The organism is Vibrio sp. T11.5 (assembly GCF_027587155.1).
Classification (GTDB): Bacteria; Pseudomonadota; Gammaproteobacteria; order Enterobacterales; family Vibrionaceae; genus Vibrio; species Vibrio neptunius.
On record NZ_JAPPTP010000001.1, the window covers coordinates 259,547 to 273,217 of the forward strand.

The 13,671-nt window shown below is 43.9% G+C and carries 16 protein-coding genes and 1 pseudogene; 5 read left to right on the forward strand and 12 right to left on the reverse strand.

Going from position 1 to position 13,671, the window contains the following annotated elements:
• Positions 1-297 precede the first annotated feature (297 nt).
• The 12 genes and pseudogenes from OH455_RS01190 to OH455_RS01240 all read right to left on the reverse strand — a co-directional run bounded on the left by OH455_RS01190 (position 298) and on the right by OH455_RS01240 (position 7,624).
• Positions 298-942, reverse strand: a complete 645-nt coding sequence (locus OH455_RS01190; RefSeq protein WP_269980036.1) for a hypothetical protein — start codon at positions 940-942, stop codon at positions 298-300.
• Between the two features lie 418 nt (positions 943-1,360).
• Positions 1,361-1,810 (reverse strand): GyrI-like domain-containing protein, encoded by a 450-nt coding sequence (locus OH455_RS01195; protein WP_269980037.1) that lies wholly within the window; start codon positions 1,808-1,810, stop codon positions 1,361-1,363.
• Positions 1,811-1,979: 169 nt separating this feature from the next.
• Positions 1,980-2,063, reverse strand: a pseudogene (locus tag OH455_RS23375) (VOC family protein); the annotation flags it as partial.
• Positions 2,064-2,549: 486 nt separating this feature from the next.
• A complete protein-coding gene (locus OH455_RS01200) occupies positions 2,550-2,966 on the reverse strand; it encodes a lysozyme inhibitor LprI family protein (protein WP_269980038.1) in 417 nt (138 codons plus the stop codon).
• A gap of 129 nt (positions 2,967-3,095) precedes the next feature.
• Positions 3,096-3,401, reverse strand: coding sequence for a hypothetical protein (locus OH455_RS01205; protein ID WP_269980039.1), 306 nt, complete (start codon positions 3,399-3,401; stop codon positions 3,096-3,098).
• A gap of 139 nt (positions 3,402-3,540) precedes the next feature.
• Positions 3,541-4,281 carry an alpha/beta hydrolase gene (locus tag OH455_RS01210; protein ID WP_269980040.1) on the reverse strand — a complete coding sequence of 247 codons (741 nt, stop codon included), beginning with the start codon at positions 4,279-4,281 and terminating at the stop codon, positions 3,541-3,543.
• A 149-nt stretch (positions 4,282-4,430) separates the two neighbouring features.
• On the reverse strand, positions 4,431-4,781 hold the full coding sequence (locus OH455_RS01215; RefSeq protein WP_206372685.1) for a cupin domain-containing protein: 351 nt from the start codon (positions 4,779-4,781) through the stop codon (positions 4,431-4,433).
• A 217-nt stretch (positions 4,782-4,998) separates the two neighbouring features.
• A complete protein-coding gene (locus tag OH455_RS01220; RefSeq protein WP_045974174.1) occupies positions 4,999-5,346 on the reverse strand; it encodes a hypothetical protein in 348 nt (115 codons plus the stop codon).
• 1 nt (position 5,347) lies between these two features.
• Positions 5,348-5,881 carry a GNAT family N-acetyltransferase gene (locus OH455_RS01225; RefSeq protein WP_269980041.1) on the reverse strand — a complete coding sequence of 178 codons (534 nt, stop codon included), beginning with the start codon at positions 5,879-5,881 and terminating at the stop codon, positions 5,348-5,350.
• A 251-nt stretch (positions 5,882-6,132) separates the two neighbouring features.
• Complete coding sequence (locus tag OH455_RS01230) at positions 6,133-6,621, reverse strand: GNAT family N-acetyltransferase (RefSeq protein WP_269980331.1); 489 nt, start codon at positions 6,619-6,621, stop codon at positions 6,133-6,135.
• 85 nt (positions 6,622-6,706) lie between these two features.
• The gene (locus OH455_RS01235; protein ID WP_240478135.1) at positions 6,707-7,159 is read right to left on the reverse strand and encodes a GNAT family N-acetyltransferase; all 453 of its coding nucleotides are present in this window, start codon (positions 7,157-7,159) and stop codon (positions 6,707-6,709) included.
• 120 nt (positions 7,160-7,279) lie between these two features.
• On the reverse strand, positions 7,280-7,624 hold the full coding sequence (locus OH455_RS01240) for a lipoprotein (RefSeq protein ID WP_045974181.1): 345 nt from the start codon (positions 7,622-7,624) through the stop codon (positions 7,280-7,282).
• A gap of 485 nt (positions 7,625-8,109) precedes the next feature.
• Between OH455_RS01240 and trpS the strand changes: the two genes are divergently transcribed.
• From trpS to OH455_RS01270, 5 genes are all read left to right on the forward strand, one after another.
• Positions 8,110-9,132, forward strand: coding sequence for a tryptophan--tRNA ligase (trpS, locus tag OH455_RS01245; protein WP_045974182.1), 1,023 nt, complete (start codon positions 8,110-8,112; stop codon positions 9,130-9,132).
• A 214-nt stretch (positions 9,133-9,346) separates the two neighbouring features.
• Complete coding sequence (locus OH455_RS01250) at positions 9,347-9,649, forward strand: DUF1330 domain-containing protein (protein ID WP_269980042.1); 303 nt, start codon at positions 9,347-9,349, stop codon at positions 9,647-9,649.
• An 88-nt stretch (positions 9,650-9,737) separates the two neighbouring features.
• A complete protein-coding gene (locus OH455_RS01255) occupies positions 9,738-11,069 on the forward strand; it encodes an MFS transporter (RefSeq protein WP_045974184.1) in 1,332 nt (443 codons plus the stop codon).
• Positions 11,070-11,455: 386 nt separating this feature from the next.
• The gene (locus OH455_RS01265; protein ID WP_269980044.1) at positions 11,456-13,015 is read left to right on the forward strand and encodes an ethylbenzene dehydrogenase-related protein; all 1,560 of its coding nucleotides are present in this window, start codon (positions 11,456-11,458) and stop codon (positions 13,013-13,015) included.
• Complete coding sequence (locus OH455_RS01270) at positions 13,012-13,629, forward strand: Lcl C-terminal domain-containing protein (RefSeq protein ID WP_269980045.1); 618 nt, start codon at positions 13,012-13,014, stop codon at positions 13,627-13,629. Before OH455_RS01265 ends, OH455_RS01270 begins: the two co-directional genes overlap by 4 nt.
• Positions 13,630-13,671: the final 42 nt, after the last annotated feature.

The following is a 13,671-nucleotide window of genomic DNA, read 5'->3' on the forward strand; positions in this document are numbered from 1 at the left end:
CTCGCAATAGCTTATTCGATGAAAAATGTCAGGTGCGTGCTTTTGTACTCAGCTTTTAGCGTTACTCAATGAGCTGCGAGAGCAATCACAAGCGTAAAATACGATTCTTTACAGGACTTGTTTCACGAGTAACTCGACTCTCAATCAATTTTGCTAACTCATGATAAGCACTGTCTTTAGCTCGTTGCTTCCTTGGCTAAACCCATCGCTATAGGCTTAAGATTTTGCCTCCCCGTACTAGACTGAGGAGGCAACAACACAAGAGTCCGCCAAAACAGACAATATGGCCCCGTGCTTTTAGTCTTCAGGTTGTGGTTCTGGTGCAGCACGAAGGCTCCACGAACGAGCTGGTTCGCCATCAGAGCTGTATGTCACCATTGAAATCATGTTCCCTGATTGTGCTGCACTGATGAGATCGTCATCATTAACGATACCATAATTCAGTGCAGAGGCATTTTTTAGCACCTGTTTAAACCCATCCGCGTTGACAGCGAGTTCATTCGATTTAAGAGGCCCACTCATGATTTGACCACCTGCAGAACGCCCCGAGAAACCGTTAAAAGTTTGGATACTCCAAACTTGTCTTCCATCTGCTCCTACAGAGGGGCCATCAACCCACCAACTGCGCTGACGGTTATCAAGATAATGCCCCGCAACCAGTTGATTAGCACTTGCAAAACCGACTGATTTCACAGAGTTTGTGTTTTTAAATACCAGGTTGCCGTTCTTATCTACGGCAAACTCTGCACTCATGTCGAAGAACTGAGTTTCACCTGTGTCCGTGTTAGTAACTGGTACACGCAGCATAGTGATCTGGTTACCCGCACCTTGGAAATGGGCACCTTGGAAAGCGATATCGAGATTGTTAGTGTCGATGTCGGCGGCAAAAGTAGAGGTTGTAAAAAGTGCTACTGTCGTCGCGAGTAGAGTTTTCTTCAACATGGATATAAGCCTTAATCAATGTTTTCAATAAAGTGAAATGGTCTGGTTACCAGTGGAGGCAGGGTGCTGACGTTTTAGACCACCCTTTTCAAATGAAGTAGATTTCACTGGGCCATAGACTTTTTGCTAAAGCGTATCGAGATTGCGATGACCTTTGATTAGTTTCAACATCAGGCCTAATTTTGCCGATATTACGTGCGTTGGCCATTGACGATTCGATTACGCTTGATTGGAATGAAATGCCATATGGGATTGATATCACACCAGGTCGGCACCCTATATATTCCATCAGATGAATACAAGGCGTCATCTTTATAATGAGATCGGTGTCAATATTATAATCTTCAATTTTGAATCGACCTTGTAAAATAATTTTAACTTATCTTTAAATTCATACGCTTAAACACTTGCTAAGTCACTATTTAACCGCAATAGCAATCTCGACTTCATGGGCACTTTTATAGTATTCAAAGTCTGTTGTGTATGCTCGTTGGTAGAGGCAATGTTCACTACTAAAGTAGCTCCACACCTCTCCCCATAGGTCTATAACGGCTTGTGGCATCTCACCGCTTGCAGTAAACGTCACGTATTTGCCAGAAGCGATCTTCACTTTTACTGAGTCTGACAATCGCTCTGGTGACAACGTATCCGAACAAGCGATAACGTCAAAAGCCCCCGAAAAATCAGATTCATAGTTAGTGTACACACCATAAACTTTTGACTTTTCGTTCAATTTTGGAGCAGCGTTTGCGTAAAACTTGGCCCAAAGCTCTCCAATTTTTGCAGTCGATGGATTCATTTCATCTGCGTTAGTCGTACGAATGGCATAACCTGCCAGGTCAAAACCGTTTATCTCACCAATGTTCATTTTTCCTCCTAGTTGTATAGCGTCTATTTAAATGTGAGACGCGAGACACTGATACTGTCACCTACCCGTTCAATAACGATTGCGGATGCAAACTCCAATGCTATTGGTGCTGAACCTAGATAATGACCGCTTCAATTTTGTTTCCATCCGGATCTCGAATGAATGCAGCCTAATAGGTTCTACCATACTCTGGTCTAAAACCCGGCTGACCTTCGCATGTACCACCTAGTAAGATTGCCGTAGCGTAGAATTTAACTGCTCTGGCTACATCAGAGACACCAATTGAGACATGATTGAAAATCATCTTTAGCCCTTTTAATTGCTGAAAACCTAAAGAAAATCAGCTATCCAAATACTGAAGATTTCAATCGCATTCTAACAAATACTGTATATAAAAACAGTATTCATGGGCGTTTTTGAGACAATGTAAAGTACATAGCGCGTATTGGGCTACCAAACGTCGGTTCAACGCGTTCACGGAAATGTACTTTATGAGCTGTACTAAATGAGTTGAATAAGTTTTAGTCAGTAACCATTCAACCAATAGAGCGGCCAAACATGTCGAGATCAGTTATGTGGGTAAATAGGCAGATAAGCGAAACTATGTTGCAGTCATCACAACGCCCAACGTGGGAAGATAAATGCCAAGTGTTGGGCGTCAGTATAAGAGGTTGAGATGGCTACGAAGTCACCCCAGGGTCAATGTTTTTTACCCCTTTGATAATTCGGTGAGCAGCTTCTAGTACAAACTTGGCTCTGGCAAAACGGGGGGCGTACTGTCCATATAAGTTAAAAAGTTTTCCCATAATTCATGCGTTCTTTGCTTGGTAAGCTTAGTTTTGCAAGAGATCGACATCGCTCCACGAATCGTTCCATCACGCCATTGTGTATAAACTGAATCACAATGTGAGGACATATATGTTTGCCAGTCCGTTTGAGCGAGTTTAATTGCTGCGACTAACTTTGAATCAAACGAATTATGCTCCAAACTGGCCTTGAGGTATTTCTCCAACTCAGTGTTGGCAGCATCCAGCTCTATAGCGGCACACTGATTTATCTCGATTGTTGTAAACGCAGCATCACAGTCAATGGCTTGCTCATCAGCCATGGCACCAAACGAAAGACAAGCCAAAACTAGGATTACACTATTTCTCATTATTTTCTCCGAAAGCACATCAGGTTCAATCATGGGCAACACATTGCCCAATTTACACCAGTGTGCCCTAAACACTAACGATCACTCAAACCGTAAACCTTTGTTGGACCGCTAGTTTTCAGGTCTATCTTATCTAAAATCCACCCCATGAAGAGCCACAGCAAGAAACAATAGAAGTGCCCCTAAGCTAATGGGTAGCAGCGCGATAAGCCACAACGCGACATGACTCAATTTAATCAGTAGCGTCTTTGTCTTTTGAGATCGAGTAAGTTTGCGAAATTGATAAGCCGCCGTTAGTGAGCCAACACACCACAAGATGATTAGGGCCATGATTTGAAAATCGCTACCACTAGAAAGCGCATGTTCTACCGCGATAAACAGTATTACATGCATCAACAAAGTAGCGACTAGCGTTGTTTTAGTGCTATTTATCATCGTCGAAAATCTCACGCTACGCGTCGCAGCTGGGTTGGTTTACAAGTATCGATCACGGATGGGTTTTACCTTATTTTGAAGCTAGAACAAGCAAAGTTGTGGTGAATGGGTCGAATAATGCGCCGTCTCAAGCTGATTATCACGCATCCTTAAGTGTTGAACACAACTGTTGTTGCAGGTAGTGACGAACCAAGAAATTCATTTTCTCCTTCAACCATTCTGGGCCATCATCTGCCATATCATTGTGGCGAGAGTCAGGAATGGTCACCACACAGATGTGGCTTTGCTCTGTTTCCAATGGCAAAACGCCTTTATCTGCAGGAAAATCACTCGCCCGAATAGAGAGTATTTTTAATTTGGGATCTCTCGGTAAAGGCACACGCCTGTGATCTAAAGTAATAAGCGATTCAATGTACGGCTTCTTTTCATTGCCCAACCATGCAGAAATATCACCGCCGTTTGAGTGCCCCACTAAGAGCAAGTTATCAAAGTCATACTGTTTTAAACGTACACTCAATGTTGACCTAACAAAATCCAGAGTTTGCGCACCTCGACGCCAGTTTTCACTTCGAGTTTCAAACAAGTTTCCTGACGTCGATAATGGCGGGTCATTGGGTAGTTCATGCCCAATAGCGACAACTAGGTAACCAAGATCACTAAGCTGATTGGCTAGAAACGAGTACTTTAAGTGAGATACGCCATAACCAGCACTCAAGAAAGCCACCGGGCACTTGGTTTCCTTTTTGCACCTTGTCTCGGTTTGAGGGACGGTAATGTCTATCGGGACATTTCTATCCCTAGATTGGTCGTAAATAATGTCGGCATGTGAAAAGCTAGCAAAGCTAGCGATTAAGAATAAAAGTTTATGTCGATAGTTCATAGACCCTCTGAAAGGTTAACGCTGCATTGAGTGGGCGAGCAACGCCTGAGACCAAAACCAAACCGAAACACCATAACGACCTAATTTAATTAGAATTATTTTACTGTTCCAGTATAGAGCATGCTGCTATAAGCACTGATTAAGGCAATTTACTTTAGACTGGCTTGAATAATTAATAGCTCAATTTCATCGTTTGATGTGTTGATCAAACCATGGGTACCGAAGCGTTTATTGACTATCATATCTCCTGAAGTCACTTTTCTTTCTTTTCCCTCAATGGTCATAGTGCCTTCACCTTTCAAAATGATGTACATTTCTTCATCATCTCCGTGAGTATGCTCACCCATCGAGCTTCCCGGCGGCATAACAACACGAATAGCGAAATCCCATGCACCATCGAAATCCTTGCGCCTAAAAGCACGATAGATATCAACCTTGCCTTCGCCATCATGGCTGTTGTAATCCACTTCTTTATCGCACGTGTAAAAATTACGTATCATTGTTGCCGAATCCCTTTCTTATTATGTTCTGCTGGGCGGCCAAGCCCTCTAACACTATCGATAACAGGCAGTCTTGTTTTTCTGTCTACCCAACTATCAGCCAATTACCATAAGGCCTTCAAACTCAGACTGACTACTATAATTTGTGCATTCCGCCGTGCGACCCATTTTTCGTCATACTCACAAAAAACAGCGAAGACGACTCGCCCTTAGTGAGTTATTGCTTCCTGTCCCAGTCAACCACCTTTCCATTTTCAAGCGTTACCTTAAAGCGCTGGGGATGCAAAGACACCGAGGAAATACGGCCACTTCGAGCTGGCTCGTATTGCAATACTTTCGTTTGGCCGTCATCTTGCAAACAATGAGCAGGCTGCCCAATCGCATCCAATAGTTGCTCTTCAGTCTGACCTTGCCAAATCATTCTCATCAACAATTTTTCAACCAATTCTTTGTCATTATATTTGCTCATTAACTGCTTGCGCAGTTTCTCCGTGACGTAGCTACTCAATGCATAGAGAACGATTAGGCAAAGGATAAAAGCGATAACACCAAAAAAGAACTTCATATCATCCTTGCCACTCTGTCGAGAGCACTGACATCAATACTTTATCGACAAATCGACCATTGCGAAAACCTGATTGTCGCATCACACCCTCATGTTGATAGCCGGCATTTTCATAAGCTTTAATGGCGCCCACATTAAGAGCGCTTGCGGTAAGTTGCACTCTGTGCAGGCCAAGCGTGTCGATAGCGTAATCCGTTACTCGTTTCGTCACTGCCGAACCGATGCCCTTACCCCAGTAACTTTTTTCACCAATCAGAATAAAATACTCACCACTGCGATTAAACATGCTGATACCTGATAGGCCAGAATATCCAATAAGGCGATCACTTTCTTTACAACAGATGCCAAAAGAGACTGTCTTTGTACTCGAGTTAATGGATAAAAGCCATTTTTCTATATCTGATTTGGATTGTGGGTAAGCATATGACGATAGGCTGTACACCGTGACTTCACGATCACAAGACCACTGATAAAAACTGTCCGCGTCTCCTACATCCAACGAACGTAAATAATAACCATCTAATTCTAATTGCATAATTTTCCTTATAAGCCCTAACTGACACAGAACGCTTTGCGATGACCAACCCTGTGATCATTTTCTAATAAATCAATGAGTAGATGCGCGACGTTCCAATTCGATCGTGAGTCTAATTTTCTTTTTTAGGCTGCTATTTTCGTTGTTTTGCATTTGCTAACAAACTAATTAAATCACCCGAACGCCGCATCACACCGTAACCATCTAATCCAACGCCTAGCGAAAATGCCATGGCGAATCCGTTTTCGTTATCATGCCGTATGTTCGTAACTGTAGATATGGTCTGCGTACCACTTCCCACCAATCTTATACGCTTCCGGTACGACCTTTTTAAGAGAAAATCCGTTCTTAGTCAGTACTTTCTCCGAGCCGATGTTTCCTTGTGTCACTATCGCGTCGAAGGAGTGAATACCTTGCTCTTCAGATGCCCATGTTATTAAAGCTTTTAACGATTCCGACCCCAAACCTTGGCCGTGATAGCGAGGTAAAATCAAATAGCCAACTTCTGCACGACCGTCCGTAATTCGAAAGCCAGTCACACCTATTTTTTCACCCGTTTCTTTCAGCGTCATCGTCAAACACAACCAATGCTCTGAACGGTTGTTCCATGGAGGAAGCCGTGACTCAAAACTCTGCTTAATTTCTTCCAATGATGGCTCATCGAAACATAACTGGATCACCGCAGGGTCTTGATTAAGAGCCTGAAACACCCCCCAGTCATCAGCCGTAATTTGAGCCATTTCCAATCTGTCTGTTTGAATTTTCAACTGCTGATTCTCCTGTGGTCATAAACCGTAACTGTATTAGAAGTGAAGCGCTGTGAGTCTATCTTTGTTCTATCTTGTCACGACGCATTGTGGTTATTGTGTAACCCATTTCTCGGTACTTCCTGCAGCGCTGTTGCAAAAACTCCGGGTACTGGCTCTCTTCAATTTCTTTAAAATTGATTTGTTTATAAAAGTCGGTCACATGTGCGAGAGGCATGCAGTAGGCTGTACGCAAATTTAATACAGGTTCAATGTGCTGAAGAAATTGGCGCCCTAACCCTTGACCTTGAAAATCAGAGGCAATGTACATGCCTCTGAGTATGGTGACATCATGAATAAGTTCTACTTTCACGGCACCGATAATCACCCCGTCATTCAGGCAAATAAACGCTCTTTCTGTCTCCGACCAAGCGCTGTGATACCCCTGCTCTTTGTAGAATTTACCGATCGCTTCCTTCATCGAGTTGTCGGCTTCGATTATTGTCATTTCTACTTCATTTATTATTGTCATTTCTACTCCATTTATAGTGGCTAACACCTTTTTATTACAACAAACGAGTTAACCCTCAAACTCCAAGCAAAAAAACGCCAAGAGTAAGTCGTCTGACGTAAGTCGTTTGTATCGGCTTCTTTAACCTGAACTGGTTTCACGGGTCTTGACCAATGTCACGCCATCTACTTCCATCAACCACTGACCTTCTATTAATTGGGGAGGTTGGGACACCACAAAGGTTGTGGTTAAAAAGGAAAACCCCACAACAAAGTCGTCACCAACGAACTCTTTGATTGACGCATTTATCGAAGTGGTTCCTCCACTCTTTAAGCGCTCATAAGCTACCGTACCATCTGCAAGAATTAACAAGTACATTTCTGCACTTTGCCACTCACCAACATAAGAAAGTTTCTCTTCAGGTAGCGGCTTACTGCACCCAGCAAGTGCCAATAAAGCCAGCAAAATTATTAACGTTTTTTTCATCACTTCTCTCGACGGTCTAAGTTCTGTATTTCGCCACCATCTTTTATCATGGACAGTCTCAGTTTTCTGCCAACTAAGCTTCAATCAAGCTAACATAAACCATTAAAAAATAAAGCATATATTAGATGCTCGATTTCTGACGTCCGATAAAAAATGAGCCTGTGTGGTATCGCTTTTTCAACAAAGCGCATTATATTGGCGAGCGTTGAGTCAGTCTGATGATTAACAGTAATTTATTTCATCTTCTACTAGCATAACAAGCCAATTTCATATTAAAAGCAGGATTAAAGGGTTGTATTTGATAGTTTTTGTTGTTAGCTTGTGCCAAATGAAATGTATCTTAATGCTTACTTCATCTTTCTTCTGGTGGCGCTCTAATTAGAGCGGCACTGAATTCTTACATTCTTTAGCTGCTGGAAGGTAGCTAAGTATGTCATCCCTATTTCTATCTCCAGTAGCCCTCTATTTAACTAGGAGACAGAAACATGTTAAACAAACTACAGACTGAAAAACCGGACATTATTCTAACCGGAGATCGAGCCACTGGCCCATTGCACCTGGGACATTACGTGGGTTCTTTAAAACCGCGTGTTCACCTTCAAGACATTCATGAGCAGACTATTCTTGTTGCGGATATGCAAGGCCTTACGGACAACGCGCATAACCCGAACAAGGTATCTTCGAACATCTTAAATGTGGTTGCAGATTACTTAGCGGTCGGCATCGATCCATCCAAAACAACCATCTGTCTGCAATCCCAACTGCCTGCACTCGCCGAACTCACCATGTACTACAGCAATCTGGTTACTATCAGTCGATTGGAGCGCAACCCAACGGTCAAAAGTGAAATTCACAACAAAGGGTTTGAACGCTCTATTCCGGCCGGTTTTCTTACCTACCCTATATCTCAAGCAGCTGACATCACAGCTTTCAATGCTTCTCTGATTCCCGTGGGTGATGACCAGATACCTATGCTTGAGCAAACCAATGAGATAGTAAGGAAAGTGAACTCTTTAGCTGGCAAAGCTATCTTAAATGAATGCCGCCCGTTACTCAGTAACGCTCCCCGTTTGCCCAGCACAGACGGTAAAAATAAGATGTCTAAGACGATGGGCAACACCATTAATCTTGGTGCCAGTGAGAAAGAGATCTCTGCCGCGGTCAAATCTATGTATACGGATCCCAATCACCTGCGAGTTGAAGATCCGGGTCAAATCGAAGGCAACGTGGTGTTTACCTACCTTGATGCTTTCCACCCAGATCAAGATGAAGTCAAGCGACTCAAACAACAGTATCAGAGCGGCGGACTTGGTGATGGTACGACAAAAAAGATCCTAGAGGAGTGTCTACAAGAAATGCTTAAACCGATCAGAGACAGAAGACAGGAATTTCTGAATGATCGAGCTCAATTGGTGGATGTGCTGCGCAAAGGCAGCCAAGTATCTAGAGAGAAAACACAAAAAGTGCTTTTTGATGTAAAAGATATCTTCGGCCTTAATCTCTTCTGAAAGGCTGGCGTTGTCGATTCAGCATCGACACATACTCAGACCAGTAGCACTTTTAAGGACAGCGCCTGATTAAGTGGGTTCTGTCCTATTCGTTGCATCTGTTCCGACGAGTTGGGGCAATGTCAAAGGGTGGAATCTTGGGTTTGATTCGGTTTATTTCTTTAAGGCACAATAAATTAGGTAACCAAACACCGAAAAATAGGAAGCGATTAAAATGTACGAGTTCTTAGTTGGCCTTGAAGTATCGAACAATGACGTTTACTCCGAGTATCGAGCGGCTATGAAGCCTATTCTTAGGTCATTCGGTGGCAGTTTTGGCTTTGACTTTATGGTTTCTGATGTTCTGCTGTCTGAAGTTGATGAACCTATTAATCGAGTCTTTACGATCCGATTTCCCAATCAAGAAGCCGCGCAAAATTTCTTTGCAGATAGTGAGTATTTGCAAGTCAAAGCTCAATACTTTGATGCGTCTGTATCCCACACAACCATCATAGCCAGTTATGAAAAAACCACTTAGCAATCCCATGATTTCAAACACAACCTTTACCATTGAGACCCAAAGGGTATATACATAGTTTTATCTTGTTCAAAGTGTTGAAGCCTTCATGACACTCAAAGAAATTCTTCAAATCCGTAATGTCCGCAGCTTCTTAATCTTTCGCAGCAGTTACTTTGCGCGTTTTTACTACCCAGTATTCACCCTACTTTATCTCGATTATGGCTTAACCCTGTCACAGTTTGCGATGCTTAACGTCGTTTGGGCCGCGACCATTGTTTTAGCTGAAGTCCCATCTGGCGCTTTCGCTGATACCTTAGGGCGGAAAAAGCTGGTGGTGCTCTCTTCAGTGGTCATGTTTATTGAAATCGCCATGATCGCTTTTGTGCCCACAGGGAACCCAACGATTGTTTTCTTTGTGTTTTTGATTAATCGAGTGTTGAGTGGCTTAGCGATGGCATTGGCGAGTGGCGCCGACGAGGCTTTGGCTTACGACACACTAAAAGAACAAGGTAAAGAAGACGTCTGGCCGCAAGTGCTGCAGATCCAGCTGCGTATTTCATCTAGTGTAGGGATTCTGGTAACCCTAATTGGCGCAGCCATGTATGACGTGAACTTTATGGCGTCGGTATTTAACGTCTTTGGCCTCGACGCTCCAGAAAAGACACAAGACATCATGCGTATTCCTGTCTATGCCACCCTGTTCGTTGCGCTTATCGCCTTTTATGCCGCAATAAATATGGAAGAAGACAACAGTGCACTGCCAGTGCACGACAATAAATTTGCCACCACAATCGCCAGCCTCAAATTAACGCTGAATACGGGTAAGTGGGTGCTTTCCACTCCTTACGTGCTATTCATATTGCTCTACTACAGCTTGTTTGAGCATACATCGCGGATGTTCTTAACCATGAACAGCCAATACTATCGCGCCATAGATATTCCGATTATCTATTTCGGCTTCATCGGCGCGGGGATAAGCGTCTTGCAAATCTTATTGGCTGGGCAAAGTCGTAAACTAGCGGAACGAATCGCCGCCAAAAGGTTCATTGCGATCATGGGTTTAGCAAGCATGGCAACGTATTATTGGATCAGCCTAGGGTGGTCAATCTATGGGGTAATCCCTGCCCTGTTACTCATCTTTATTATCATGACGATGAACATCTTCATCAGTTATCACCTCAATAAAAAGACTGAGTCTCACAACAGAGCAACGGTGTTGAGTTTCAAAGGTTTAGTGTTCAACTTAGGATACGGCTCAATCGGCATTTTGTACGCCTACTACTATAAGCTGGTGTCTCAGAATTATACCGAGCAGGAGATAGAACAGCACGTCGACTTCATCGCCTCTCTGTCTTCATTTTTCTATTACTTTACGTTTCTGTTCATTACAATCAGCGCTTTTTTCTATATCAAACATAGGAAGCAGGCGATTTTCTGAAAAGGAGTATAACGCGCAGCCTCGGTTTAAAACTTTGATAAGTTCGTTTGAGCAAGATTATTTGATGCGGGCTTTGTGAATTACCCCTTCGAGTGGTGGCATTGGTCATACGGAGACAAATATTGGGCAGCCATCACCAAGGCTCCAAATGCGCTTTTTTCTGCCATTGAACTCAGCTAACTAGTAAAGTTTGTCACCCACATAAGGCGACTCTACCAAGTGAACCTGCTATATACTTGTGGTGGAGTTGTCGTAGCGACATAGATGATTTATGACAGTTGCGACAAATTCATATTAAACATTATTCATATGTGATTTATATCCTATCCTTTTGAATCACATGCTTTAAAGTTGGCCCACCTTTATCAATTTTATCAATCGGGTCAATGAAACGGACACTAGTTTGGGTCGTATTGCATGGATTTGCCATGCTGTTTGTTCTGATCAACCTTTTTACAGGCTTTCGCATCGCAACAGTGAGCTATCCGCACTGGCTTTTCTTCTCAGTGTGGCTTCCTCAAGGGCAATTGCATTCCATCCATATCTATTCCGGTATTGCGTTAAGTGCTTTAACACTCTCATATTGTCTTTACCGTTGGAGGCTCAAGCCGAGTGTTAAATCGAGCCAGCATCGAGGCATCAACGCATTTAATAAACGCTTTATTAAAGTCAGCTACGTTCTCTTCCCTGCATTAATTGTGACTGGGTGGTTGCTGATTGGTGGTTATGCCAGTGATGCAAGCATGCTGCACTTCTATCTTGCACACGGAGCGCTGCTTTACCTGTTTCTTCATGCTGGTGGCTACTTTGTTCAATATGGTGTTTCGGTATTCGTCTCACTCTTTTCTACTCAAGTCACTGGGCCTGAAATACGCCAAATACTGGTGGTTTTAACCCTTACCTTTGTCCCTTGGATGGGCCTATTTTTGACTTCCTCTTCTACTCTCACCGCCACCACTTTACCACCGGATCAGGTGATCAGTATTGATGGTGTTGCCGACGAGCACATTTGGAAAAATGCACCATCGACCTACGTAGAAACCCATGGTGGAGAAGGGTTTGAAAATGGCCATACTCGCATCGGTATCAAAGCGCTCCATAACCAGCAGGATATTTTCTTCCACATCACTTGGGATGACCCCACCGAGAGCCTAAATCACCTCCCGCTGGTTAAAACAGACAAAGGTTGGCAAGTCCAAGAAGACGGCTTTTATCGCTTCGACGAAAAGCGATTCTATGAAGACAAACTGGCAATAATGCTCTCCAATACCTGTAACCTAGGCGCTGATGGTACAGCCCATCTTGGGCCTAAACCCTTAGAGGGAAAGCCTGCCAATTGGCACGGCAAAGGTTATCACTATTCGCCAGATAACAGCCTTCGTGATCTATGGCATTGGAAGGCTGTACGAACCAATGCCATGTATCAGGCGGATGACAATTCGTTCACTACTCCTCAGCAAGTTGACCCCGCTAAGAGGCGCTATACTGCTGGCTATATCACTGATGGTAAAGAGTCCGGCGCTTACGTAATGAACTGGCAGTGGTATTCACCCCATGGCGTCACGCCTAAACGTCTGCCTAACTCAAATCTAACCAGCTCTTTTTCGTCTATTAACCAGTCTACGCGTTACGCTCCCTACCTGAGCTGGCATGACACCATGGCTTACACACAACACGTTGACCAGTCCCCCCTCAAGACGATCCTTCCTTCGGTATTACACAACTCTAATCAGTTTGAAGGGGACCGGGGGGATGTCCGTGCCTTTGGACGATGGAACAATGGAGTATGGTCACTCGAAATCGCTCGAAGATTAGAAACAGGCTCAGTTCAAGATATTGCAATACGTGATGGCGTGTGTCTTTGGGTAGCTGCGTTTGATCATTCACAAATAGCACATACGCGACACGCTCAAGGCATTCGCTTGGCATTTGAGGCAGCACAATGACCAAACGCTTGTCGATTCTGGTTGCTTTGATCACAAGTTTGGTGGTCATCGCTTACCTTCACCCCATTCAACCCGATAACCCCCAATCATCAAGGTGGCAAAAAATAACCATGAGTGGACAACCGCTCGATATCTGGCAGGGGCCTTGGAACTGCGTGTTGGATAAGCAAACCGGATTACTCTGGGAAGTAAAAACTGACTCTGAAAATATCCATGACTCTTACTGGTCTTACTCATGGTTTGACGGGGAGCGAGGAGTCCCGGATCGCGGCGATTGCTTTTTTAACGAGGGTCGCTGCGACAGCTTCGACCATGTCACTCGAACCAATGCTGAATCCTTATGTGGCCGCAATGATTGGCGGGTTCCAACGACAGACGAGCTCACTACGCTGATTAACCTCTCGGTGCCCAATGGACAAGCCAAAATCAGCAGCGGGTTTTTCCCGAGGGTACGCAAAGGCGAGTACTGGTCATCTGATCATTCCATTCCTTTGCGCGGTTTCTATGCTCGTTTGGGTGATGGGGCCAACGCCGTTGACTTTCGCGATGGGCAAGTGAAAACCCTTCCCTATCGCAATGCAGCCTTTTTAATTTTGGTCACTCAATGGGAGTGAGCCAGTCATGAGCGCTCTCCTCTGTAGCAGGTGCGCACTTAA

Excerpts from the sequence above, each read along its gene's own strand:
- OH455_RS01190 (WP_269980036.1), bottom strand. The coding sequence starts at position 942 with ATGTTGAAGAAAACTCTACTCGCGACGACAGTAGCACTTTTTACAACC.
- OH455_RS01195 (WP_269980037.1), bottom strand. The coding sequence starts at position 1,810 with ATGAACATTGGTGAGATAAACGGTTTTGACCTGGCAGGTTATGCCATT.
- OH455_RS01200 (WP_269980038.1), bottom strand. The coding sequence starts at position 2,966 with ATGAGAAATAGTGTAATCCTAGTTTTGGCTTGTCTTTCGTTTGGTGCC.
- OH455_RS01205 (WP_269980039.1), bottom strand. The coding sequence starts at position 3,401 with ATGATAAATAGCACTAAAACAACGCTAGTCGCTACTTTGTTGATGCAT.
- OH455_RS01210 (WP_269980040.1), bottom strand. The coding sequence starts at position 4,281 with ATGAACTATCGACATAAACTTTTATTCTTAATCGCTAGCTTTGCTAGC.
- OH455_RS01215 (WP_206372685.1), bottom strand. The coding sequence starts at position 4,781 with ATGATACGTAATTTTTACACGTGCGATAAAGAAGTGGATTACAACAGC.
- OH455_RS01220 (WP_045974174.1), bottom strand. The coding sequence starts at position 5,346 with ATGAAGTTCTTTTTTGGTGTTATCGCTTTTATCCTTTGCCTAATCGTT.
- OH455_RS01225 (WP_269980041.1), bottom strand. The coding sequence starts at position 5,881 with ATGCAATTAGAATTAGATGGTTATTATTTACGTTCGTTGGATGTAGGA.
- OH455_RS01230 (WP_269980331.1), bottom strand. The coding sequence starts at position 6,621 with ATGGCTCAAATTACGGCTGATGACTGGGGGGTGTTTCAGGCTCTTAAT.
- OH455_RS01235 (WP_240478135.1), bottom strand. The coding sequence starts at position 7,159 with ATGACAATAATAAATGAAGTAGAAATGACAATAATCGAAGCCGACAAC.
- OH455_RS01240 (WP_045974181.1), bottom strand. The coding sequence starts at position 7,624 with ATGAAAAAAACGTTAATAATTTTGCTGGCTTTATTGGCACTTGCTGGG.
- trpS (WP_045974182.1), top strand. The coding sequence starts at position 8,110 with ATGTTAAACAAACTACAGACTGAAAAACCGGACATTATTCTAACCGGA.
- OH455_RS01250 (WP_269980042.1), top strand. The coding sequence starts at position 9,347 with ATGTACGAGTTCTTAGTTGGCCTTGAAGTATCGAACAATGACGTTTAC.
- OH455_RS01255 (WP_045974184.1), top strand. The coding sequence starts at position 9,738 with ATGACACTCAAAGAAATTCTTCAAATCCGTAATGTCCGCAGCTTCTTA.
- OH455_RS01265 (WP_269980044.1), top strand. The coding sequence starts at position 11,456 with ATGAAACGGACACTAGTTTGGGTCGTATTGCATGGATTTGCCATGCTG.
- OH455_RS01270 (WP_269980045.1), top strand. The coding sequence starts at position 13,012 with ATGACCAAACGCTTGTCGATTCTGGTTGCTTTGATCACAAGTTTGGTG.